At 48.0% G+C, this 24,884-nt stretch carries 20 protein-coding genes and 1 tRNA gene; 12 read left to right on the top strand and 9 right to left on the bottom strand.

The window, feature by feature from the left end:
* The first annotated feature begins 316 nt into the window (after nt 1-316).
* From VH187_RS10820 to VH187_RS10790, 8 genes are all read left to right on the top strand, one after another.
* On the top strand, nt 317-520 hold the full coding sequence (locus VH187_RS10820) for a helix-turn-helix transcriptional regulator (protein WP_329701455.1): 204 nt from the start codon (nt 317-319) through the stop codon (nt 518-520).
* A 349-nt stretch (nt 521-869) separates the two neighbouring features.
* Entirely contained in the window at nt 870-1,901 is a 1,032-nt protein-coding gene (locus tag VH187_RS10815) for a YagK/YfjJ domain-containing protein (protein WP_329701454.1), read from the top strand.
* A gap of 95 nt (nt 1,902-1,996) precedes the next feature.
* Nucleotides 1,997-2,392: a putative zinc ribbon protein gene (locus VH187_RS23565; protein WP_473964787.1), complete on the top strand. Its 396-nt coding sequence runs from the start codon at nt 1,997-1,999 to the stop codon at nt 2,390-2,392.
* A gap of 370 nt (nt 2,393-2,762) precedes the next feature.
* Nucleotides 2,763-3,878, top strand: a complete 1,116-nt coding sequence (locus VH187_RS10810) for an AAA family ATPase (protein ID WP_329701453.1) — start codon at nt 2,763-2,765, stop codon at nt 3,876-3,878.
* Nucleotides 3,871-6,072 (top strand): S8 family peptidase, encoded by a 2,202-nt coding sequence (locus VH187_RS10805; RefSeq protein WP_329701452.1) that lies wholly within the window; start codon nt 3,871-3,873, stop codon nt 6,070-6,072. Before VH187_RS10810 ends, VH187_RS10805 begins: the two co-directional genes overlap by 8 nt.
* 371 nt (nt 6,073-6,443) lie before the next feature.
* Nucleotides 6,444-6,878, top strand: coding sequence for a hypothetical protein (locus tag VH187_RS10800; protein WP_329701451.1), 435 nt, complete (start codon nt 6,444-6,446; stop codon nt 6,876-6,878).
* A gap of 397 nt (nt 6,879-7,275) precedes the next feature.
* On the top strand, nt 7,276-8,976 hold the full coding sequence (locus tag VH187_RS10795; RefSeq protein WP_329701450.1) for an ATP-dependent nuclease: 1,701 nt from the start codon (nt 7,276-7,278) through the stop codon (nt 8,974-8,976).
* A 1-nt stretch (nt 8,977) separates the two neighbouring features.
* A complete protein-coding gene (locus tag VH187_RS10790) occupies nt 8,978-10,603 on the top strand; it encodes an ATP-dependent helicase (RefSeq protein ID WP_329701449.1) in 1,626 nt (541 codons plus the stop codon).
* A gap of 95 nt (nt 10,604-10,698) precedes the next feature.
* Here VH187_RS10790 and VH187_RS10785 read toward each other — a convergent pair whose 3' ends face one another.
* Together VH187_RS10785 and VH187_RS10780 are read right to left on the bottom strand one after the other, a co-directional pair.
* Nucleotides 10,699-11,922, bottom strand: a complete 1,224-nt coding sequence (locus tag VH187_RS10785) for a tyrosine-type recombinase/integrase (RefSeq protein WP_329701448.1) — start codon at nt 11,920-11,922, stop codon at nt 10,699-10,701.
* Nucleotides 11,923-12,084: 162 nt separating this feature from the next.
* Nucleotides 12,085-12,179, bottom strand: a tRNA-Sec gene (locus VH187_RS10780).
* A gap of 287 nt (nt 12,180-12,466) precedes the next feature.
* Between VH187_RS10780 and VH187_RS10775 the strand changes: the two genes are divergently transcribed.
* Both VH187_RS10775 and yicI read left to right on the top strand, forming a co-directional pair.
* Nucleotides 12,467-13,861, top strand: coding sequence for a glycoside-pentoside-hexuronide family transporter (locus tag VH187_RS10775; RefSeq protein ID WP_329701447.1), 1,395 nt, complete (start codon nt 12,467-12,469; stop codon nt 13,859-13,861).
* 12 nt (nt 13,862-13,873) lie between these two features.
* The gene (gene yicI / locus VH187_RS10770; protein WP_329701446.1) at nt 13,874-16,192 is read left to right on the top strand and encodes an alpha-xylosidase; all 2,319 of its coding nucleotides are present in this window, start codon (nt 13,874-13,876) and stop codon (nt 16,190-16,192) included.
* Nucleotides 16,193-16,257: 65 nt separating this feature from the next.
* Here the strand turns inward: yicI and VH187_RS10765 are convergent, their stop codons facing one another.
* The gene (locus VH187_RS10765) at nt 16,258-17,445 is read right to left on the bottom strand and encodes an MFS transporter (protein ID WP_329701445.1); all 1,188 of its coding nucleotides are present in this window, start codon (nt 17,443-17,445) and stop codon (nt 16,258-16,260) included.
* A 99-nt stretch (nt 17,446-17,544) separates the two neighbouring features.
* Between VH187_RS10765 and VH187_RS10760 the strand changes: the two genes are divergently transcribed.
* On the top strand, nt 17,545-18,288 hold the full coding sequence (locus tag VH187_RS10760) for a MurR/RpiR family transcriptional regulator (protein WP_329701444.1): 744 nt from the start codon (nt 17,545-17,547) through the stop codon (nt 18,286-18,288).
* Here the strand turns inward: VH187_RS10760 and VH187_RS10755 are convergent, their stop codons facing one another.
* The 6 genes from VH187_RS10755 to ivbL all read right to left on the bottom strand — a co-directional run bounded on the left by VH187_RS10755 (nt 18,289) and on the right by ivbL (nt 24,259).
* Nucleotides 18,289-19,665 carry a family 4 glycosyl hydrolase gene (locus VH187_RS10755; RefSeq protein WP_329701443.1) on the bottom strand — a complete coding sequence of 459 codons (1,377 nt, stop codon included), beginning with the start codon at nt 19,663-19,665 and terminating at the stop codon, nt 18,289-18,291. It abuts the gene before it with no gap.
* Nucleotides 19,666-19,677: 12 nt separating this feature from the next.
* On the bottom strand, nt 19,678-21,249 hold the full coding sequence (locus VH187_RS10750; RefSeq protein ID WP_329701442.1) for a PTS transporter subunit EIIC: 1,572 nt from the start codon (nt 21,247-21,249) through the stop codon (nt 19,678-19,680).
* Between the two features lie 191 nt (nt 21,250-21,440).
* Nucleotides 21,441-21,893: a DUF1198 family protein gene (locus tag VH187_RS10745; protein ID WP_329701441.1), complete on the bottom strand. Its 453-nt coding sequence runs from the start codon at nt 21,891-21,893 to the stop codon at nt 21,441-21,443.
* Nucleotides 21,894-22,058: 165 nt separating this feature from the next.
* Complete coding sequence (gene ilvN, locus VH187_RS10740; protein WP_329701440.1) at nt 22,059-22,349, bottom strand: acetolactate synthase small subunit; 291 nt, start codon at nt 22,347-22,349, stop codon at nt 22,059-22,061.
* A gap of 3 nt (nt 22,350-22,352) precedes the next feature.
* Nucleotides 22,353-24,038 (bottom strand): acetolactate synthase large subunit, encoded by a 1,686-nt coding sequence (gene ilvB, locus VH187_RS10735; RefSeq protein ID WP_414713926.1) that lies wholly within the window; start codon nt 24,036-24,038, stop codon nt 22,353-22,355.
* A 122-nt stretch (nt 24,039-24,160) separates the two neighbouring features.
* Nucleotides 24,161-24,259, bottom strand: a complete 99-nt coding sequence (gene ivbL, locus VH187_RS10730) for an ilvB operon leader peptide IvbL (protein WP_329701438.1) — start codon at nt 24,257-24,259, stop codon at nt 24,161-24,163.
* A gap of 527 nt (nt 24,260-24,786) precedes the next feature.
* On the opposite strand from ivbL, the gene tisB reads away from it, so the two are divergent.
* Nucleotides 24,787-24,876 (top strand): type I toxin-antitoxin system toxin TisB, encoded by a 90-nt coding sequence (gene tisB / locus VH187_RS10725; protein ID WP_312627997.1) that lies wholly within the window; start codon nt 24,787-24,789, stop codon nt 24,874-24,876.
* The last annotated feature ends 8 nt before the right edge of the window (nt 24,877-24,884 follow it).

Genomic DNA, 24,884 nt, shown 5'->3' with positions numbered 1-24,884 from the left:
TAATTGCATTTTAAATCAAACAACAATTCATAGCAAACATCATAGTAAAAATCATAGTGCTAAATTACTTGTCATACACTGTGATAACTGGCTTTTATGGCAATATATCCATACCGCATTGAATGATCTGATGTCACGAGTGGATGCATCATGAAACAGATGCCAGCATGGTAAGTTTACTATGATAAAGATATATCACGGTGAGGTAGGGTTCTGAAAGCTGTGGAGGCTGAAAATGTAAAATCGAACATATTTCTCTTATTTCTGTGAAGGAGTGCCGGACAGGTGCTCTCACTACAAACTTCTGGAGATAGGTATGAAAACGATTGACATTCACAACGACAAATTCGTCGATATGGCCTTCATCACTGAGCTGACTAAGTTATCTGATAAGTGGTTTTATAAAATGGCACAGCAAGGGAAGTTCCCTAAACCTGTTAAATTTGGTCGTAGCTCCCGCTGGATTGAGCGTGAAGTAAAAGAGTGGCTGGAAGCTCGTGTTAATGACTCGATAGAATAAAAAACTGCTAAAGATGTAATGACAAGGGATACTAACTTTACACTATATTTTTGTACTCTCATGCCTTACGTTGTATGGATTTGATGTGATTTATAAAGCCGGTTTATTTATTATTGTATTACTACTTAACCAGTAATTTATTAATACTCTCAAGAGCCAATCATCACCAACCCAGACAAACACCTCATATCGCACTAGCTACACTCTAATACATCTACGTTTTGATATCACACAAGCAGAATCTCTGATATTGCTATTCATACTTAGTATCAGATAAAGACATTCATCTAATAATTATGCTGACATATTGCCAGTCAACAATAGTTGACTGGCTTCAGAGAAATACATTATGGACTTACCAGAATCAATACTGCTATCTCATGCTGAGTATCACATTGAGAATAACAACCCTCATCTCATCATATGCGATGACAATGAGTTTAGATTCAGATTAGAACAACTGGATAGCTGCCTTAAAACTATCAGTAGAGGACGTAAGTTACCTTTCACCGTTCTTTATAACCGTTCAGGTTATAAAGAGAATGCAGAGTCAGTCATCATTCTTGATGCAATCCGTTATCTTAATATGCTGCCGCAAGAAGCGATGAAAGTACGAATGGCTAATCCACGTATTGCTACATTTCAGAATTTATTTAATAACGCTGATTTATATACACGTGTTTATAACGGGAAAATAGTGGGAGCAGATACAGTAACCACTGCAGAAATGCTGAACAAGCTGGTACAGGATTACCGATTCGCTGCAAGTCAGGCAGGTTTTAAACAGACGTGCAGAAAGTATCAACGTGCTTCAGTTAAAAACCTGAAGGGAGTGATGAATTACATCAGACACCTACAGGAGCATCATTCCCGGCTGCTGGTTCTGCGTGTTGATTTATCATGGGCGAATGAGCATAAAGCTGATATCACAGCTGATGACGCCCGTAAGCACCGTCAGCAACTGTTCCGCAATATGCAAAAGAATCCATTGTTTCGACATGTTCTCGGGACCGTGTGGAAACTGGAATATGCACCACAACGTAAATTTCATTACCACATGCTATTTATCTTAAATGGCAACAAGGCACAGCAGGATGGCGTGATTGCTCATGCTTTCGGTGAATACTGGAAACACACCATCACTAAAGGTAAAGGCATCTACTACAACTGCAACGCTAACAAAGCGCGTTATGAGGATTGCTGCCTCGGCAAACTGGAACGCGGTGACAGTAGTAAGGATAAGGGATTGCTTAAGGCGCTAAGTTACATCACCAAAATCGATGCCTGCGCACGTCTGGTTCTCCCTGGAAATGCCAGAACCTTTGGTCGCGGAGAAGTACGTTCATTGAAAAACAGGAAGAGAACAAAAAGAAGCCGGTAAATCTAACCCGCTGTACAAGACGCTAGTAATTCCTTCCCCCATCTGTCCACAAAGCCAGCTAACCATGCTGGTTTTTTTCATTTGTTGCGGAGTTCATGATGAATTATTTCGTTTTAGCCACTCACGCCGTCACCATAAATGGTGAATGGGTTACACCAGACTCTGTTCAACAGGTTGATTTTGATTCATTGCATTGCATTTACTGCAAACTGCAGATCGGTGTTCAGTTTGACCCTCTGACAACTACAAAAACGTTTGTGCACCTTCCGGGGCATATCAACAATGTCGCTCGACTTAAAAAATGTCGATTCAACAAGCGCCAGACAGTGCAAGAGCAAACCTCATCACAAACCATACCGCCTCCAGAAAAGCGCCTTCTACCGGTTAACACTACTATACGGCAATGGCGATGTTGCTGGTGCCATGTCTGCTGGCATGGGGAGAAGATATGTCCTCAATGTGCTGACTGGATTTATGCGACTGATGCGTAAATGGCTGTATCGACTACTTTGTGTCAGGAGCGGACGCTTTTTTAACCGCTCCTGATGCACCCACATACTACGGCACTTTGCTGAAGGACGTCTCATGAATACTCGCATTGCTGCTTTGTGCAGTTGGGCTGAAGACGCTAAAGGGGGAAAGCAGTTCAGGCCCACCTTCTACAGCTTTCCGTCTGCCTAGACAGCAATTACCTTCCTCGCAAACACCTAAACTGTAACACTGTAAAAAAATACAGCACCTACTGACTTCCATACAGGTAATGACTATAATGCTATAAAATTGTCAAAATGCGCATTGAGTTGAGTTATTTAAATTCATTTATTTCAATAGATTATAATCAGTGCTGCCCAGGATGTGAAAATGGAACTAGATTTAGTCAACATAGTTAAACTATCCCTGGAAGGGAACGATAAAGATTTACGGCTCTATCTTGCGAAACATATTCGCTCCCTCCGAAAAACTGATCCGCAGATGGCTGTTAAAATTGAAGAGCTGCTTAAGCTCAGTCCAGCCCGTTCTCATGATGTCATGAGAAAAGGGGCTTCTTCATTTGAATTCCCAGGGAGCGCTCATGATGATGCGTCTCCCCAGGCAATGCTTAAAGTCCCTGCTACCGAACACGCTTGCGAATCACCGTTGCTACAGAGTCAGGTAAAGAACCAGCTTGAGCAGGTATTACTGGAAAGGAAGAAAAGCGATTTACTTGCACGCCATGGCCTGATACCAACGAAATCACTGATATTCAGCGGGCCTCCAGGCGTGGGTAAAACGATGACGGCGCAGTGGCTCTCTCAGCAGTTAGAGCTTCCCCTTTACACACTTGACCTAACCACGGTCATGAGTAGCTTCCTCGGTCGTACAGGTAGCAACCTGCGTAGCGTGATCGATTATGCCAAATCTCACCCCTCCATACTTTTGCTGGATGAAATTGATGCCATCGCCAAAAAGCGTACGGATGAGTCTGATGTGGGTGAACTGAAGCGTCTCGTTACGATCATGCTACAGGAGCTTGAGGACTGGCCGAGCAGCGGTGTGTTGGTAGCAGCGACAAACCATCCTGAGTTAGTGGATCCTGCCCTATGGCGCAGATTTGACCTTGAGGTGACCTTTGAATTGCCCGATGAGGCGCAGGTGGCAGAGGCGATCCGTCTCTTTGCCGCTCAGGACTTCCCAACCTTTGCCCCTTGGTATGATCTTCTGAAAGAAAGCCTGCGGGGTCAGTCATATAGCAACATTAAGCGCGAGATATCCCAATTACGCAGGTTACACTTACTTCGTCCGGAAAGTTTTGAAGCGGACCTAATCGCGCAGCTTGATTTTGATGTTGGGACAAAAACCAAAGCAGAAAAAATCAGCTTTGCTGTCAGGCTAGTACGTGAATTTGGGCTTGCACAGCAAAAAGCGGCCAAAATTGCAAATGTCAGCAGGGAAACAATACGTAAACGTTTGGCGACAAAGGAGTTAACCAATGGCTGAAAAACGTAATTATATAATCGGAAAAGCGGAACTGCTCTCGTCATTAAAGCCACCTCCGAAAATGAATCCAAATTCGGTGCCTATCTATACCTTTTCTGAAGTGATGGACCGACTTAAACCTCAGTTCAAACACACGGTAAGTCAACTGAACAAGCTTGATGATGATGCTTGTCCTAAAGATTTTGCGGTTGCGGCGATAACCCTTCATCCTTCCTACATAGCGAAGGGGCATTTTCCCCGAACTCTGTTTAAAGAAATGTCGGTGCGCTCGATTGGTAGCAAGGGCGTCGATGTTCTTCCTGATCGCTGGACGCGTGTTGGGGAGCCCGTGCCTTCCCCAACAACTAAGATTTTTGTGGCGGGCAAACGCGACCGGCTGACGGAATTCAGTCAGGAGTTGGATAACTTCTCAGAGCAAACACGCGGTGCAGCAGATTTGTTTCGTATCTGGAGCGTTGCCGAGCCTGACGTTTCAGAAAAAATTAAGCAGAATGCGGAAGGGTTTGAGGGATTTTGGGAGGTGGGGCTACAGCTGATGCCGCTCGGAAACAATGATTTTATTAAAGCTGCTTTCATCAATTATGCGCAGGAACTGGGATTCATTGTCAAAAATAAAATGGCAATTGAGGTAGGCAGCCTCTGGTTTATGCCTATTGCGGGTAACGAGTGTGACCTTAATCGCCTTGCCACCTTTGCATTCCTGCGTGTTGTGAGACCGCTTCCGTCGCTACGTTCGTTTCGTCCTCTTACCCGTGGTGTGCCTGTAGGGGCGAACCTAGACCTGCCAGACGTTCAGCCTTACGCCTCAGACGTACGTGTGGCTATTCTTGACGGAGGTTTACCTGATAAACATGTACTAGAACGTTGGATAGGCAATTATTCACATGCAGATACTTCTGCTGACGATCACCCGGATGGACCGGCGCACGGTCTAGGTGTGACTTCTGCATTTCTCTTTGGCCCGCTCTGGCCAGGGGAGACAGCCAGCCGACCATATTCGTACGTTGACCATCACCGTATTCTCGATAATAACATTGATGGCGAGGACCAATATGAGCTTTATCGCACTCTGAGCCACCTCGAAGACATTTTACTGTCGCGTCAGTATGAGTTTCTCAATCTCAGTCTCGGTCCTGCATTACCAATCGATGATGATGAGATCCATCCATGGACATCGCTGATTGACACCTATCTGGCAGATGGGGATACCTTCCTGACGATTGCTGCAGGGAATAACGGTGAGTGTGAGAGCTCACTGAGTCTCAATCGCATACAAGTCCCTTCTGATTGTGTAAATGCATTAGCTGTCGGTGCGACCAACCAGATCGAAGATGGATGGAAGCGTGCTTCCTACAGCGCGGTGGGGCCTGGTCGATCACCAGGGTTGGTCAAACCAGATCTGGTGGCATTTGGTGGCACCCCTCGCCAGTATTTTCACGTGCCAAGCGATCGTGACCCCGCAAAGCTGGTTCCGACATGCGGCACTAGTTTCTCTGCTCCCTATCTATTACGTTACGCGGTGGGTATTCGCGCCATATTAGGTCATGATATTTCCCCACTAGCCATCAAGGCGCTCCTGATCAATGCAGCCGACCGTTCTGGCCATGATAAAGGCGATGTCGGCTGGGGAAAAATTCCAGAGGATCTTGGCCAGATAATTGAATCTCCTGTAGGTACAGCCCGCATTCTTTATCAAGGTGAGCTGACACCAGGGAAATATCTGCGCGTTCCTCTCCCCATCCCGGAGACTGGCATTACAGGCGACGTTAAAATCAAAGCAACCTGCTGTTTTTCCAGCCCTGTGGATCCGCAAGATACGTCCATGTATACGCGAGCAGGTGTCGAAATAACGTTTCGACCTGATCCTGAAAAAACTCAGTCCTTTTTTAAGCAGAAATCTGTCGCCACAGAAGCAGAGCTGCGTGCTGATGCGGGTAAATGGGAGTCGGTGTTAAGCGCTGAGATTAATAAAAGAGGTAAGAGCTTAGTCGCTCCCAGCTTTGAGATCCATTACATGGCACGCGCTGGTGGGGATCAAATTGACGGTGCGAAAGCTGCAAGCATTCGATATGCATTCGTCGTTTCGCTAGAAGCCCCCAAAAATCCGGAAATTTTCGCAGGCATTCTTCAGTCTGATGCTCGTCTGATTGAGATACAGCCACGTATTTCTGTACCAGTACCTGTCAGACTCTGAATCTAGTGTCTCAGCACAACCCCCTGAGTAATGTGCACTTCTAGGTATTGTCATCTTTAATGTGGCAATACCTAGTCACAGGAAAAGGAAAGACATCATGTGTGCTTGCATTCTGTATGCACGATTTTGGCGACCTTATCCCTGCTTGGTACCACACAGCAATGTCAATATTTTCAACATCACTGTGGGGACAATTATAAATTTCTGCCTCTCGCTCACAGCAAACGTCATGTCCCTTAAGCGTGGCCGCGTCGTGTCAGAAACAGTCTTCAGAACCCGGCTTGACATGTTGTAATAAAGAATGGATTGTGCAATATTGAACTTTATGGTCGATATAGAACAATTTGTTCAATAAAGAACGGGTGGCTATTATGAATAACTTGTACGAACTAAAACATTTTGCGAAAGGTGACAGGATTCATGTGCAAGCTCAACAAATCTGGTTAATTCTGGTTAGCCATATCGAAAGCTCCAAACTCAGTAACCCCCGCCCACGATGGGTGCAACCTATCACGTACAGTGAAGTCGCTTCCTGCATGAAACGTGAGGAACCAAATGCCGGATTGTTTCTTTCGAGACAATTGGGCATCTTGGGTAATTTGTGCCTTGAAAATGGCTTACCACCCATCAACTGCATCGTTGTTAACAAAAGTACTCGTGTACCGGGAAGTGAAGTTGTGCTAACAGGTGATGATTCACTTGATGACGATCAGAAGGCAGTGTTCAGTTATGACTGGTTTAGTGTAAGAGTACCTACAACAGGAATGCTGCGTAGCGTCTGGGAAGACAGGGATAGTTGGAAATAAAATTCGCCAGACCGAAGCACACTAAAGTGCTTCGGTTTGGCCTGCGCTTGATCGCACCAGCAGTTACACTTTATCCGTCAGGTTGTGTTCATCACCTCATCAACAGAGGATGTATGGGGTGCGATCACAACATCATCAAAACAGCGGAAAGGACTCAGCCGCATGTAGTGTACCCAATACTGTCTCAGACTCTTCTATAACACTTGGTGATGAGTCAAGATGCGCATCTGCCTTCTGCTATCACTCTGTGCCAGAAGCATAACTTGTCTGAACATCATTTTAGGGTAATTAACCGTTCTGGGTAGATCTGCCGCAAAAAATGAGCACAATTCAGTTGCAAACTTTACATGAAACCTCATCATGAAAAAGATTTTATACTTTAAAGAGGGATTTTAAGTTGGAAATATCATCTCTGAAACTCACAGGTTTTAGAAATTTTAAAGATGCACACATCAATTTTAATTCTAATACTCTGATCATCGGAGCTAATGATGTTGGCAAAAGTAATATGCTGCATTCGCTAAGAATGCTATTAGATAAAAGTGTATCAGATTCAGAAATTGAACCAAATGAACTTGATTTTCATTTAGAAAATGGAAATTCTAGTGAAGAGTTTGAAATTATCATTCATTTTAAAGATATCATTGAAGATGCAGTACTTTCAATTTTGAAAGGGAATGTCAGTGACTCAGGTGAATCGTTTATTAAGTACGTTGCACAAAAATCTGATCTAAGCTACAAACTTTTTATTGGTGATTCTTTAGAGTCTTTGCAAGAAATTAACTCTCGCTATTATCTTAAGTTCGTTAATTTAAAATATATTCAGTCACAACGAGATTTGGAGAGATTTATCCGCAAAGAAAAAAGGCAACTCTTAAAAATAGCGCAACAATCATTGAACTCTGATGAAAGAGAAGAAGATGACGATTTGTTAGGAGAGATAAGTTCAGATTTACAGTCAATTAATGATAAGATATCTCAGCTTATATATGTAGAAAGAGCAACAAAAGAAGTTAACGATGAGCTCAAAAAACTTGCACATCATTACTCTGAGTATTCTGTACAGTTAGATACTGGGGCAATTGGAATAAATGACTTCATTGATAACCTACAACTTGGAGCTAATACAAATGGTTCTAACGTAATGCTTGGAGGAGACGGACGAAACAATCAAATCTTACTGGCATTATGGAAAGCGAAAAGTATTAAGGAACATGATATCGATAACGAAGTTATCTTCTATGTTATCGAAGAACCTGAAGCACACCTACACCCTCATCAACAAAGAAAATTAGCTGATTATTTGATAGCTGAACTTCCAGGTCAAACAATCATTTCATCCCACTCCCCCCAAATAGCGGTAAACTTCGAGCCAGACTCAATAATAAGATTGCTTGACCGGGATGGACACACTGTAGCCGCAAGTGAAGGATGCTCGAAAGGTATTTCAGATGGCTGGGAAGATATGAGCTATCGGATGAGTATATTACCAGCGGAATCATTCTTTTCAAATGGTGTTTTCTTAATCGAAGGGCCATCCGAAATTTTATTTTACCATTCCTTGGCTAAAAGTTTAAATATTGATCTAGATTATTTGAACATTTCATTAATTTCAGTGGATGGAATATCATTTAAAATATATGCAGCAATACTTGATGCTTTAGAAATTCCATGGGTAATGCGAACTGATAACGATATATCAAAGCTAAAAGGTCAAGAGAAGTGGAACTATGCAGGTATAAACCGATGTTTAGATATAGTTGATATCAAAAAGTTTGAGCATAGCGACAAAAAAATAACATCTCTAGATACTCTTACCAACGGTGACTGGCAAACAGTTTCTGAGGAAATAAATAAATCGGGAGTATATTTATCAAAAATTGATTTAGAAACCGATCTTGTCGAGGAATTGAGTGCTTCAATATTAGATGCGTTAGATAAAAAAGATAATCAAAGCGCAATTGAATACTTACAAAAGAAAAAAGCAATAAGAATGCGTATGCTTCTGAAAAAAATCAAAAAAGACCTTCATAATCTTAACTCGGATGATTTGGCTAAACCGCTATACCACCTTGTAAAAATAGTTAAAGGTGAATGAAATGAGTATTTTTTCTCCAACTGCTCAGCAAATATTAGCTATTGATTACCCTAAAAGTATGGTAATAACAGCATGTCCTGGAAGTGGAAAAACTACAGTTATAAAAGAAAAAATTAGAAATATTACCGGCTGTCTTCCTGAGCATAAAGGGGTCATTGCAATTACATTCACAAGGAAAGCAAGTTCAGAACTGGAGCGTAGATGTAAGGCAGAAGGACACGATACAAAACACAGTTTCTTTGGTACGATTGATAGTTTTTGCTTAAAGGAGATAATCATTCCATTTCTTCCAAGAATATGGGGGGGTAAACCAACAGAATGCAAAGTATTAAAGAGGTTAGAGTCTCCATATAAACATTACCTCAAGGAAAAATTTATTGGCACACCATCAGTCGTTAATATCAATGAAGATTCCGGTTATAAGAAACTGTACGATGAAGGAATGCTTTGGATGAGTTCATTTGCTGCCTTAGCATTAAAAATACTTAATGAATCTCCTGCAGCAACGCGATATATTAAAGCGAGATATAGCCATATATTTATAGATGAATATCAAGATTCATCATTATCTCAGCATCAATTATTTCTAAAAATAAATGAACTTGGTTTATGCTCTATTGCTGTTGGTGATGTTTGGCAATCAATTTATGAGTTTCGAGGTGGAAATGCTGAGCTGTTACTTGACTTGGTTAGAGATAAGCAGGTGTTTGCACATTTTGAAATAAATTTAAATCATAGGTGTCATCCATCAATAATTAATTATGCATCTAGGTTACTCGATTCAAATTTTGTGTTATTACCAAGCGAAAGCATCAATGTTTACAGAAAGAGATTATCAGGGAACCTAAAAGATGTTTCGATGACAATATCATCATGGATTTCAAAATGGTTAAATGAAGGAAAATGGGGGTTGGAGCAAGCTAACCAAATAGCTATTTTTGCAAGAAAAGAGCAATCATTGCTATTACTATGCTCAGGATTAACATCAAATTTTAGAGTTTATATTGATACGCCATTAGATAAGTTGGGCACAGAATGCTCAGATTTATATAAAGACCTTCTAGCGTATAGGTATAAGGCCATAGGCACTGCGCAAGAGTTAATTAATAAAGTATTTGATGGCTTGATTATAAATGACAATCATCAGTTTTTATTAAGAAAAAAAATTAAAACTCTCAGGAGCAAACTAACAGATGAGGAACTAATTAATAAGTTCCACGAAATCTCTGAAATGCTAAATATTCAGTTTTCTATACCTAATGATAATGCAGTTTTGGACATTATATCAAACGATATTTACTTAAAGCAGTTTATGCCATTAGATAAAAATGAAGTTCAAGTAATGACACTTCACAAGTCTAAAGGGCTTGAATTTAAAATAGTATTGCATTTGGATATGGATGAATGGTCTTTTCCATATAGATCAATTAATGAAGTTGATAGAAATACAGCACTATATCCCAGCCTTCCGCAAGAAACAAACCTTCATTATGTTGGTATTACAAGAGCTGAGAAATGCTGCGTATTAATTAATGCAGAGTTACGCCAAAACTCGACTGGGGCATTTAAGAAGTCTGAAGCATCTTACTTTTTCAAGTTGCCCCAACTAGAGGGTCTTTATCGTTAGGAAATACTGGTGCATATTTTAATATGCACCATATTTATTTTTATCTGCTTTAAATATCATCAATGGTTTCTGCATTAATAAAGATAATTAACACATTACATATTGATGGTTTTTAGGTGTGGAAAGGATATTGAACTATCTCTATCAACAATAAGATTGTTAAGATAATTCCCGTACCACTGCATCATCTCCCTACGCCCCTCCAAATACTGCGCATGGTTGTAAGTCCCACGTATCGCGTTCTTATCCACATGCGCTAGCTGCGTTTCTATCCACGCTGAGTTAAAGCCTTCTTCATGAAGAATGGTACTCATCGTGTGGCGGAAACCATGCCCCGTCAGCCTTCCTTTATATCCCAACAACTCAATCACCTGATTAACGCTCTCTTTTGAGATCGGCTTTGTACGATCATTACGTCCGACAAATACCAGCGGGTATAGCCCCGTAATAGGCTTCAGTGACTCAAAAAGTGCGACAACCTGATCCGACATTGGAACGATATGTGGCCGTTTCATCTTCATCACTTCAGCAGGGATTTCCCACAGCCGTTTTTCAAAATTGATATCATCCCAACGGGCAAAACGTAATTCCTGAGTTCGTACCCCTGTAAGCATGATGATTTGAGTTGCAGTCTTGGTAATAACACTCCCGGTATAGCCTGCAAGATCTCTAAGAAAGTGAGGGAGCTCTTCGGCAGTCAGGAAAGGAAAATGTGTTTTCTTTGGTGTTGCGAGGGCTGTAGCGAGATCGGGTGCAGGATTGTATTCAGCGCGTCCGGTCACGATTGCATGACGGAATACTTCACCGCAGCGTTGTCTGACTTTGCGCATCTTTTCTAATGCACCACGCTTTTCCATACGACGAAGGGTTTCCAGCAATTCCATGGGCTTAATTTCAGCTATGGGACGCTTACCGATGTAGGGGAAAATATCCTTTTCAAAGGTATCAATAATTTCATCGCGATAACGTAATGACCAACGGTCTGCTCTCAGCTGATGCCATTCACGGGCAATAGATTCGAAGGTATTTTCATAGTTGAGTTTTTGAGCAATTTTCTCAGCTTTCTTTAGCTCTCCGGGATCGCTTCCAGCAGATAGTAACTTTTTCGCAGCTTCACGCTTTTCACGGGCTTGAGCGAGAGAAACCTCAGGATAAACTCCGAAAGCAAGGCGCTTTTCTTTACCCGCATAACGATACTTTAAACGCCAGTAGCGTGAGCCGTTGGTGGTTACTTCAAGGTAGAGGCCTCCACCATCAGATAGCTTGTACGGCTTCTCTTTGGGCTTGGCTGTGTCGATTTGTCTGACTGTTAGCTTCATTGGGGGCATCTCAAAATGGGGCTATAAATCATGCCCCCCATTATGCCCCCAGAATGCACTTGATTCTGGTAGAGACAGTTGACCTCGGGAGAACATAATCAGCAGTAATTGCGGGTATTATAGGGGATTTACTTGAGACAGTGGAGTTCAGGAGAGGCAAATTGGCGGAAGATCACAGGAGTCGAACCTGCCCGGGGCCGCTGGCGGTCCCATCTGGATTTGAAGTCCAGCCGCCTCACCGGAGACGACGACCTTCCGCGCCTCGATTGCTACATGGAGGCGGGGCGCATTATAGCTACTTTCAGTCAGTTACCCCACTCTTTGATGTAAATATTTCACTTTAACTGAGCAGTACCCCACGAATCAGCCATAAACCCTCACAAAATCCTCAAGTTACATTTTTACACATTCTTCTTCGGAACCACGATCACAGAAAACAAGAAACGTAATCCGCTAACGAGATATCGGAATTCCATCGGCGCGGACGATGGATTACAAACATGTAACCGGTTACCGCGTCAGATGACTCGCTAAGGATTTCAAAATGACCCGTGAAGTGTTGTCCGTGAAGGAGAAGATTGGCTACGGCATGGGAGACGCCGCCAGCCATATCATTTTTGATAACGTCATGTTGTACATGATGTTTTTTTATACCGATATTTTTGGTATTCCTGCCGGTTTCGTGGGCACCATGTTTTTGCTCGCCCGCGCGCTGGATGCCATTTCCGACCCGTGCATGGGGCTGCTGGCAGACCGCACCCGCAGCCGCTGGGGGAAATTCCGTCCGTGGATTTTGTTCGGCGCCATCCCGTTTGGCCTTGTCTGCGTGCTGGCATATAGCTCGCCAGACCTCACGCACAACGGCAAACTGATTTACGCCGCCGTCACTTACACGCTGCTCACCCTGCTCTACACCGTCGTCAACATCCCTTACTGCGCGCTCGGCGGTGTGATCACTGACGACCCAACCCAACGCATCTCCCTGCAATCTTGGCGCTTCGTGCTGGCCACCGCGGGCGGCATGCTCTCCACGGTATTGATGATGCCGCTGGTAAACCTGATTGGCGGCGACGATAAAGCCTTTGGCTTCCAGGGCGGGATTGCAGTGCTGTCCGTGGTCGCGTTCCTGATGCTGGCCTTCTGCTTCTTCACCACCAAAGAGCGCATTCAGGTGCCGCCAAGCACCTCGTCGATGCGGGAAGATTTGCGCGACATCTGGCAGAACGATCAGTGGCGCATCGTCGGCCTGCTGACCATCCTCAACATCCTCGCGGTCTGCGTGCGCGGCGGCGCGATGATGTATTACGCCACATGGATAATGGGTTCCGCCGGGTTGTTCACCGCGTTCCTCTGCACTTACTGCGTCGGCAACCTGATTGGCTCGGCGCTGGCGAAACCGCTCACCGACTGGAAATGCAAAGTCAGCGTGTTCTGGTGGACCAACGCAGCGCTGACGGTGCTGAGCGTGGCGATGTTCTTCGTGCCGATTCAGGCCAATCTGGTGATGTTCGGCTTCATCTTCGTGATTGGCGTGCTGCACCAGCTGGTGACGCCAATCCAGTGGGTCATGATGTCCGACACCGTCGACTACGGCGAATGGTGCAACGGCAAACGCCTGACCGGCATCAGCTTCGCGGGTACGCTGTTCGTGCTGAAACTCGGCCTGGCGCTGGGCGGGGCGATGATTGGCTGGATGCTGGCGGCGGGCGGTTACGACGCCGGGGCGAAAACCCAAAACAGCGACACGATCAGCATCATCATCGCTCTGTTTACCCTGGTGCCAGCCGCTTGTTACCTGCTGAGTGCCATTATCGCCAAGCGCTACTACACGCTGAAATCCCCACTGTTAAGCAAAATCATGGCGGATATCGCGCAGGGCGCGCGCCGTAATCAGCAAGAATTTGAGCAGGCTCCGGTCAGCAAAGAATTACCGAACTAAGAGGAACAAGGCATGAAAATCAGTGATGGAAACTGGCTCATTCAACCTGGCCTGAATCTTATCCACCCGTTGCAGGTGTTCGACGTCGAACAACAAGGCAACGAAATGGTGGTGTACGCCGCGCCGCGTGATGTCCGTGAGCGCACCTGGCAACTGGATACGCCGCTGTTTACGCTGCGCATTTTCTCCCCGCAAGAAGGCGTGGTCGGCGTGCGCATTGAGCACTTCCAGGGCGCGCTGGATAACGGGCCACACTACCCGTTGAACGTGCAGCCGGACGTGAAAGTCGAGATGCAAAACACCGCCGAATTTGCCGAGCTGAAAAGCGGCAATCTCTGCGTGCGCGTGACCAAAGGTGAGTTCTGGTCGCTCGATTTTCTGCGTAACGGCGTGCGCATCACTGGCAGCCAGGTGAAAAACAACGGCTACGTGCAGGACGCAAATACCGACCGCAATTACATGTTCGAACGTCTGGACCTGGGCGTGGGTGAAACCGTTTATGGCCTCGGCGAGCGCTTCACCGCGCTGGTGCGCAACGGCCAGACCATCGACACCTGGAACCGCGACGGCGGCACCAGCACCGAACAGTCATACAAAAATATCCCGTTCTACATCACGAATCGCGGTTACGGCGTGCTGGTGAATCACCCGGAGTGCGTGTCGTTCGAAGTCGGCTCCGAAAAGGTGTCGAAAGTGCAATTCAGCGTCGAGGGCGAACATCTCGAATACTTTGTGATCGATGGCCCGACACCGAAAGACGTGCTGAACCGCTATACGCAGTTTACCGGGCGTCCGGCGCTGCCGCCTGCGTGGTCATTCGGCCTGTGGCTGACGACCTCGTTCACCACCAATTACGACGAAGCGACGGTCAACAGCTTTATCGACGGCATGGCTGAGCGCAATCTGCCGCTGCATGTGTTCCATTTCGACTGCTTCTGGATGAAGGCCTTCCAGTGGTGTGATTTCGAGTGGGACCCGGTGACATTCCCGGATCCGGAAGGGATGATCCGCCGCCTGAAAGCCAAAGGGCTGAAAATCTGCGTGTGGATTAACCCGTATATCGGTCAGAAATCGCCAATCTTTAAAGAGCTGAAAGAGAAAGGTTATTTGCTCAAACGCCCGGACGGTTCGCTGTGGCAGTGGGATAAATGGCAGCCGGGGCTGGCGATTTACGATTTCACCAATCCGGAAGCGTGTCAGTGGTATGCCGACAAGTTGAAAGGCCTGGTGGATATTGGCGTCGACTGCTTCAAGACCGATTTCGGTGAGCGTATCCCGACGGACGTGGTGTGGCACGACGGCTCCGATCCGCAGAAAATGCACAACCATTATGCGTTCATCTATAACGAGCTTGTGTGGAACGTGCTGAAAGACACACTCGGTGAGCAAGAAGCGGTGCTGTTTGCGCGCTCAGCGTCGGTCGGCGCGCAGCAATTCCCGGTTCACTGGGGCGGCGACTGCTATGCCAACTACGAATCGATGGCAGAAAGCCTGCGCGGTGGGCTGTCTATCGGGATGTCTGGCTTTGGTTTCTGGAGCCACGATATCGGCGGCTTTGAAAATACCGCTCCGGCGCACGTCTATAAACGCTGGTGCGCGTTCGGGTTGCTCTCCAGCCACAGTCGACTGCACGGCAGCAAATCCTACCGTGTGCCTTGGGCGTACGACGATGAATCTTGCGATGTGGTGCGTCATTTCACCGAACTGAAATGTCGGATGATGCCGTATCTCTATCGCCAGGCAGCCATCGCCAATGAAACCGGCACGCCGGTTCTGCGCTCGATGATGCTGGAATACCCGCAAGACCCAACCTGCGATTATCTCGACCGTCAGTACATGCTGGGCGATGCCGTGTTGGTGGCTCCGGTGTTCAGTGAGGCGGGCGAGGTGCAGTTCTATGCGCCAGAAGGTCGCTGGACCCACCTGTGGCACAACGATGAAATCCAGGGCAGCCGCTGGCATAAACAGCAACACGATGCGCTGAGTCTGCCGGTGTACGTACGCGACAACACGCTGCTGGCGTTGGGTAACAATACTCAGAAACCCGATTACGCCTGGCATGAAGGTACAGCGTTCCAGTTGTTCCATCTGGAAGACGGGCGTGAAGCGGTTTGCCAGGTTCCCGCGGCTGACGGTTCAACGCTTTTCACGCTGAAAGCGAAACGCCTGGGGAACACCATCAGCGTGCAAGGTGAAGGTGATGCCCGCGACTGGACACTGTGTCTGCGTAACGTTCAGCAGTTGGCAGGCATTCAGGGTGGAACGCAGTCCGGCAGCGAATGGGGTGTAGTGGTTACTGCTCAGGGTAATTCACTGGTGATTACGGTCTAAGGGAAAGAGGTTCTCGTTTTCCTGACCCTCTCTCATAAGGGAGAGGGTCAGGCGAAAGAGAAAGGTTACTGCGTAACCAGAGAGACATCTGCCCGAGGACGCAAGAAATAAACGCCCCACATAGCCAGCGACAAATACATTCCCAACGGCAGCAAAAAACTCAATCTCAGGCTTAAAGTGTCAATGATCAGCGCCTGTAGCCAAGGGAAAAGTGCGCCGCCAATACCCGCCATCACCATCGCACCCGCCAGTATGTTTGCCCGTTGCGGCTGCTGGCTTATAGCATGTGAGAAAATAATCGGGTACATCACGGAGTTGCCGATCCCGGCCAGTAACAACAATCCACCACCGACTCCGTTATTCAGCCACATTCCCACTGCCACCAACAGCGCGCACAACAACGTTGCGCCCTTGAAAACCGCAGCACTGTGCGCCTGGCGACCAAATAAACCAAACATCAGTCGCCCGACCAATGCTCCGCCCCAGTAGAGAGTAATTAACGACATGGCGATATCAGCGGACCATCCCGCGCTGAGGGTTAAATACTTGAGCAGATTGGTGGCAAGGCTTACTTCAACGCCGACGTAAACGAAAATAGCCACGACGCTGAACACCACCTGCGGGTTTCGCCATAAGCCAGAGGAAGCGTGCGCAACGGTTGCCGGAACCGCGACATCGGGCAGCCGAATAACCTGCGAGCCGAGCAGTAAAAGCAAAGAGAACAATGCTAAAACCAGCCACATCCCGCTCATAGGTTCCTGATGGAGTTCAGGGATCGCCGGATAGGCTTGTAATAACAAGGCGATACAGGCAGGTGCGAGCGTCGTTCCCAACGAGTTGACCGCAGAAGCAAGACTCAACTGACTCACTCGCCGTTCGGGTGGACTGAGCAACGCCAGGTAGGGATTCGCCACCACCTGCATTGCAGCAACGCCCACTGCCACAACGAATACCGCGATCAGCGCACCAATGAACAATCCTTCATGAAGCGTTGCGGCAAGCACCGTACATCCCGTTGCACTGAGCATCAGTGCACTTTGCAGCATACGGCGATAACCGTAACGGGCGATCAACAGGGAGCAGGGAATGCAGCTCACAAACGGCGCAATGTAAAACAGCACGGTCACCAGCATGGCCTGCTGCCAGCTAATCTGAAAATAGTGATAGAAGAAAAGAATAATAACGCTATTAACGGCGGTGATATTGCCCCATAAAAAGAAGACCATCGCCAGCAAAACGAAGTTGCGCTTCATGTCACCTTCCTTGAATCATTATTATAAATGAGTGATTGTTCACACATATTATTTTCTGCATATCTGTTACCGTCCTTGTCATGAATTTGAGGAGAAGGCATGGAACTGGAAAATGTTTTTCGTGAAGTCAAATTAAGTAAAACCGAAATAACCGTGCTGCGTTGTATTCAGAGCGATCCCGAACACTGTCTGCGTGAAGGTATTCGTTCTGTGGCAGAACGCTGTTACAGCAACCCGTCATCTATTATCCGCCTCGCCAAAAAACTGAAATTCAGCGGATGGCTGGAGCTGGTTTATTTTATCAAATTTAATATCACCATGCCGAAACTGGATGTGACGAATGACGTAGATTTTATGAAAATTCAGCCGCCAGAACGTTTACCTGCGATGCTGCAAGGCTTACAACAACAGCGTATTTTGATTCATGGCAGCGGTTTTTCTCAGCTTATTGCACAATATATTTATAATAAATTCCTGGTGATTGGCGTGAATGCCAGCCTGGCGCTGTGGCCAGACTACGAAATTCTTGAACAAAAGAATGCCACGAAGTTTGATGCCATTTGGATTATTTCAAAATCAGGTCGCAGCAGTTCGGCGCTCAATTGGGTGAAAGCGCTCGACGGCAAAGAGATCGATCTCATTTGTTTTACTGGCGATTATCAAAGCCCGTTGGCGCAGGCGGCCGATACCGCACTGATTATTCACGATCCACAGAAATACGATGATGATATTTACTGGAGTAACCCGTTCTTCGGCTACTGCATTTTAGGTTTTGAGCACCTGCTGAAAATGTGGTTTCGCCAGAGCGGCTTGGGGGCATCCCACGATGCCCCCAGAGCTTAATTACCAGCCTTTGCCATAGGTATCGCTGTGGTAGGCCGCAACCAGTTTATTCGCCAGCGACCAGGAGCCCACTAGCGGATGCGCCATCAACGCACGCACGGCCAATTGACGGTCGCGGTTGAGGATTGCCGCCACAGCGAGCCGCTCGTACTCTTTCACACAGGCGATCATGTTCTTCTGCGCGACGGGAACATGTTTCGGCGTGACCGGCTGGAGCCCGGTTTTACTGAGATCACAACTGATCTCAATCACGTCGTCAGGCTGGAGGAAATCGAGCGTGCCATTATTGGAAAGCGACACGACAATTCTTTTGCTGGTGTCGCTGTTTACTGCCTCCAGAATATCCAGCGCCACGCCGGCATAGCCGCCGGTATCCGGCTCTTCGATAAACTGCTGCAGCGTAAGCGGCTCACGGGGGTTGAATTTCTCCTGCTGAGATTCACTCTGCATGTAACTGTTTTCACGCTGTAAATAGTGTTTCATCCAGATATCAAAGGCCGCCGCCGGGTTGGCTTTGACATCAATGGTAGCCAGTTCCTCCCGCATAGCGTGGTTGATACGCGCAATCTGCTCACCGCGCGTTTCTGGGGCTTTCTGAATAGCTTCCAGCGCTTCTTCCCGATAGTAGTAGTAATACAGATATTCATTGAGTAATTGGTTATCGCACTGCTTTACCAACTCCGGCGAGAAATATTGCATGCAGGTGTGGCTGTACAGCTCAGGGCTGGCAATAAGCTTTTCCGTCACATCTTCGCCGCGAACGGTAAAGTTGGTGAACCACGAGAAGTGGTTCAGGCCGTAGCATTCCACCTGCAAATCGCGTTCGTCGCAGCCCAGAATCGACGGCAATTCGCGAATCAGTTCCGACGGCGCATCGCAGATGCCGTAAACCCGACGTTTAAAGCCAGACTTAATAATGGCCTCGGTCACAAGCCCAGAAGGGTTCGTAAAGTTGAACAGGATCGCATCCGGCGCAGCATGCTCTTCAATCAGACGGCAGTAGTCGAGGATCGCCGGAATGGAGCGCATTGCCATCGCAAAGCCGCCAGCGCCGGTCGTTTCCTGCCCGAGTGTGTTATGTTCAAGAGCCACACGCTCATCGTGAATACGGCTTTCATCGCCGCCAACGCGCAAAGTAGTGATAACAAATCCCGCGCCTTTTAACGCTGCAACCGGGTCGGTTGTCAGGCTGAAATGAATATCCGGGCGAATGGTCTTAAACACATAGCGCGCAATTTCGCCAAATATCGCCAGGTTGTGCTCTGAATTATCGAGAAAGACGACTTCTTTTAAGCCAATCCGGTGCGCATTATAAGCCAGTGATTTTGCCAGAAAGGCCGAGCGAACACCGCCGCCACCTAATACGGTTAATTTCATTATTCCTCCTGATTAATGCGTTGCCAGCCAGGTATCGACGTGGGTACGGACTTGACCGACCCGCACGCCATATATCACCTGAACCTCATTTCGGTTATGCACCACACCATTTGCTCCGGTGCTTTTTAATATTGCGTCGTCCACGCTCTCGGGGTGACGAATAACGACACGTAAGCGAGTAAAACAGTTATCGACAGAAACAATATTCTCTTTGCCACCCAAGCCCAGAATAATATCGTCGGTCACGGCATCATTGGCGTGGGCTTTATTTTTAATTTTCTCGCGGTAATCCGCTTTGTTATACAGCTTCACCTCGTCGTCATCTTCACGGCCCGGTGTTTTCAGATTTAACTTCACCACCAGCGTACGGAATATCGCGTAATAGGCGGCGAATTGTCCGATACCAATCACGATATACAGCGGCCAGCGGGTTAGCGAAACCGGCAGCGGCAGGTTGTAAATGAGAAACTCAATCAGGCCAGCGGCCCCCCAAGGGCGCACGGTAAAGATGTCGCAAATCGCCTGCGAGGCCGCAGTCAGTGTGGCATGGATGACCCACAGTAGTGGCGAGATAAACAGGAAGGTAAACTCAATCGGCTCGGTAATCCCGGTCAGCATTGAGGTGATAATTGCGGGCAGTAAAATCGCTTTCGCCAGGCGCTTTTTCTCAGGCTTCGCGGTGTGATAGAACGCCAGGGACGCGCCCGCCAGACCGAATATCGTGGTCATCCCCTGCTGCGAGAATCGCAGCGCTTCGTTCATGACCGGCGTTAAATCCGGGTGGCGCATATAGGCAAGGAAAATAGCCTGTGTGCCGGAGACAGTTTGTCCATCTACACTCAGCGTGCCGCCAATTTGCGTCAGCTGGAACGGTGACCAGACAAAGTGATGCAGCCCGGTAGGAATAAGGAATTTTTCAAAGAATCCGTAGACGAAGACCCCTGCCACGCCAGCGTTCTTCATAAAACCGGTGAGCGCCGTGATGCCGTGAGTCATAAACGGCCAGATCCAGGTAAAGGCGATGGCGTAGAAAATGATTACGGGTGTCATGGCCACCAGCGTCAGCTTTGCACCGCCATACATGGACAATGCACCGGGTAATTCAATGCTGGCGACTTTATTGTGAACCCAGGCGATGGTACACCCGAGAATAATCCCGAGAAATACGCCCATATCGACGACGACAAACCCGAGTAATTGCGTTTGCCCGGTGCCGTAGTATTCACCGTTAATTTTTTCTGCAATGCGATGTGTAAATTCAAGCCACGAGTGGTTAGCCCCGAGAAACATAATAAAGCACATCACCGAAACTAATGCGACTTCGGTTTTTCGGTCCTTTGCCAGACCGTAACTCACGCCAATACAGAATAATAACCCAAGATTGCCAAACAACGGCCAGAAAGTATCACCCAGCAGTTGCCCTAAGTTATGCAAAAAACTGGTTTCAGAAATAAGTGTCGGATTAGTTAATACTGAACTTAATGCCAATATTAAACCAATAACGGGTAAAAACAGGACTGCGCCGATCATTGCTCTGGAGAACGTTTGCATATTCTCCAGAATACGTTGACGTACTCCAGACATAATGACTGTTCCTTTATTTGTAGGGGCGTTTTAATTATTGGTGTGCACTTCCAGTGAGGAAGTTATAACAAGCGGCGCGGGAAAGCGGAACAGGTTGCGGAAAATAGGTACAAATAGCCACGAACTGAGAACAGGTTTCATCGTGGAGGGTGAATGACAATCGCTGATAGCAATCATCATTCATCGTGATATCAGTGCAGCCAGGTCACGCCGTCTTGCGGCATAAACAGCTGGTTATAGCGACGCTGGAAGGCGTTGAACTCTGACACATCGGGGTCCACCTCACGCAGGAAACTCAGCGCCAGACGAATCTGTGCATCGGTCACCGGAGCGGCAAGACGCGCTTTTTGTAACTGACGGTGCCAGAAAAGCATATTGGACTCGCTGGCATCCACGACCGCCACCTGCCAGATAAGCAAAATCTGCGCAGCGTTCTGCAAATGCGCTTCGTTTGGGCGGTGCAAATAGCGCAGGTACTCCTCGCCCATGGTTTTACCCATCTGATCGATCATCGATTCTACGTGCATGGGCGTGATCCCCAGCCGCTCGCTCAGGCGTCTGATCGCCCGGCGCGAATCCGAGGTTAAGACCCGAAATCCCACCACAAATACCACCACCAGCGTGGCTAACGTCAACCAGATCATGTGTCCTCTCAACTTACTTCAGCTCGCACATGATAATGGCATCCACGGTGATGTCGACAGCCAGACATACCATAATGTGATTTATTGCTTACGGGATTTGCAAAATGAACACAGCCACCGTCCAGTGGCTGCGCAATTTATTACTGGAAACCAGCCGCCGCTGAATCACTCAAAAAATAGGCCTAGCTTGTTGAACACGCCCGGATCGCTCTGGTGGCGGGTCACCTGGCTGACATCTTCCAGTTTGTCGATTTGGCTGATCATCTGCTCCAGACGCTGGTCGTTGTTCACCAGCAGCCAGATGCGGCTTTTATCGCTGTTCTGAATTGGCAGGCAAAGAATGCCTTCGACGTTGAACGCGCGGCGAGCAAACAGGCCACACACGTGCGTCATTACACCCGGATGGTTACGCACGGTGAGTTCCAGGATGACGTTGTCATGAATTGCGTTTTGCATGGCTTATTCCCCCACCATTTCAGTATTTGCAGCGCCCGGCGGCACCATCGGCCAGACTTTTTGTTCAGGGTCGATTCGCACGTGAATTAACGCAGGCCCCGGGCGGGAAATGATCGCCTGCAGCGCTGCGTGTGGGTCTTCTTCCGCGTTCAGGTCACAGGTTTGCAGACCAAAGCCCTGCGCAATCAGCATAAAGTTAATCATGCCCGGATACGTCGCCGCAAACACGCCCTGCTTGTAGAACAGGCTTTGCTGCTGATGCACCAGCCCCAGCGCCTCGTTGTTCATCAGGATAATTTTTACGTCGAGCTGATTTTCCGCTGCCGTCGCCATCTCCTGAATATTCATCATCAGGCTACCGTCGCCGGAGAAGCACAATACTTTACGGTGCGGGTTCGCCAGCGCGGCACCAATTGCGGCTGGCAAGCCAAAGCCCATAGTACCGAGGCCACCGGAGGTCAGCCACTGGCGCGGGCGATTGAGCGGGTATGCCTGCGCCGTCCACATCTGATGTTGCCCTACGTCGGTGGAAATAATCGCGTCGTCATCCACGCAGGCCGCCACGGCGTTAATCAGGCCGTAATGGGTCAGCGGATCGCTTGCCTGCGGTATGGCAGAAGGAAACTCCTGCTGCAAATCCGCTACCAGTTGACGCCACTCGGTGCGCGGCTGGGCTTCGATCAATGGAATTAACTGATCGAGCACTTCACCGACATCGGCCTGAATCGCCACGTGCGGTTGTTTGATTTTACCCAGTTCAGCGCGGTCGATATCGACGTGAATGATTTTGGCGTTCGGGCAGAACTGCTCGGTTTTGCCAATCGCCCGGTCATCAAAACGCGCCCCTAAAACGATCAGTAAATCAGACTCTTGCAGAATATGGTTAGTGCTACGCGCGCCGTGCATGCCAAGCATACCCAGCGACAACGGATGCGCTTTCGGCAACATCCCCAGCGCCATCAACGTCATCGTGGTCGGCAGGTTGGCTTTTTCCGCCAGTTTACGGATGTGCTCCGGGGCGTTTATCACGCCACCGCCCAAATACAGCACCGGACGCTGGGCGGCATTGATCATCGCCGCCGCATCACGCACGTCGGTCAGGCTAAATACCGGCGCTGGCGCTTTGCAGCCCGGCATCGGCAGGTCGTCGATATCGATTTCGGCGGTCTGAACATCCTTCGGAATATCCACCCACACCGGGCCTGGACGGCCTGATTGTGCAATACGAAACGCATCGCTGATCACCTGTGGGAGCTCGGTGATATCGCGCACTAAGTAGTTGTGTTTGGTGATGGGGATGGAGATGCCGTAGGTGTCCACTTCCTGGAACGCGTCGGTGCCGATCATTGAAGCGGGAACCTGCCCGGTAATGCACACCAGCGGAATGGAATCGAGGCGTGCATCGGCGATGGCGGTGACGAGATTAGTCGCACCCGGACCGCTACAGGCCATACACACAGCCGGTTTGCCCTGCGTGCGCGCCATGCCCTGGGCGATAAACCCTGCGCCTTGTTCGTGGCGAGCCAGCACGTGGCGTATTTGTTTGCTTTGGCTGAGTGCATCGTACAGCGGCAAAACCGTACCGCCGGGAATGCCCGTCACGGTAGTGATGCCCTGACGTTCCAGCAGGTGAACGATTAACTGCGCGCCGGTAAAACGCTTAGCCTGTGACGGCGCCTGTGATGACATAGCCTTGCCCGAAGTTGCCATGTTCCAGTCCTTCTTCTTCTGGGCCGACTTTCCGGGGAGGCTTAAACAAAAAACCCCGCCCGGTTTGCGCCGGCGGGGTTTGGAATCGTGCGTTCCGGACCCTACGGCGCATTGCCGACGACGACCACCACACGCACGACGACCACTGCGGCTGGTAGCGCAGTTGGTAGTAGGTTCAGTGCGTTAAGGGTAGCGTTCATTAGGGACCATGACGTTGAATGATTGACTGGATTTATACAAGCATAGCCAGCCATATACAGCAAGATCTTTATCATTTTCCGTAAAATTCTGCGTTAACGATCACATTTCGTTGCAAAACATCAGAAAACAAAAAACCCCGCCGGAGCGAGGTTTTGCCAGTGGTTTTACGGTGGGTAACCGCCAAGCACACTGTGTTACGTCAACCGAAAAAGTATACGCGATCGGCGGCGTTCGCGCAATTTCAGCCCTGGATTGCGGCGTTATTGCGAGTGGGGCAGTCACGAGAACTTGTCGACAAAACAACTGTTCATGCATACAGTATTTATCTATACTGGATTTGTTCGCAGTGAGCCATTTGGGGGCCGCATGTTCGACCGGCGCACAAAAAGTCCTGGCTGAAACGGGTGGTGCCGTCAGCGCCTTAACCCCCGGGAGAGCGCACTGTGTTACGTCAACAATACGGCTGATGACAGGCAGCGGATAGGTAAGTCAGTCGGAAGTTCTCCTTGCACCACAGGAGAAACGTATGGGTGGAATGGAACTGGCCTTATTAGTCCTGAAACTCATGGTTGCGTTGCTGCAACTGCTTGATGCAGTCCTGAAAACCTTCCGGTAATCAGGTTC

It is taken from the genome of Scandinavium sp. (assembly GCF_036271055.1).
Taxonomy (GTDB): Bacteria; Pseudomonadota; Gammaproteobacteria; order Enterobacterales; family Enterobacteriaceae; genus Scandinavium.
This window is presented reverse-complemented; position numbering and strand designations above follow the sequence as displayed.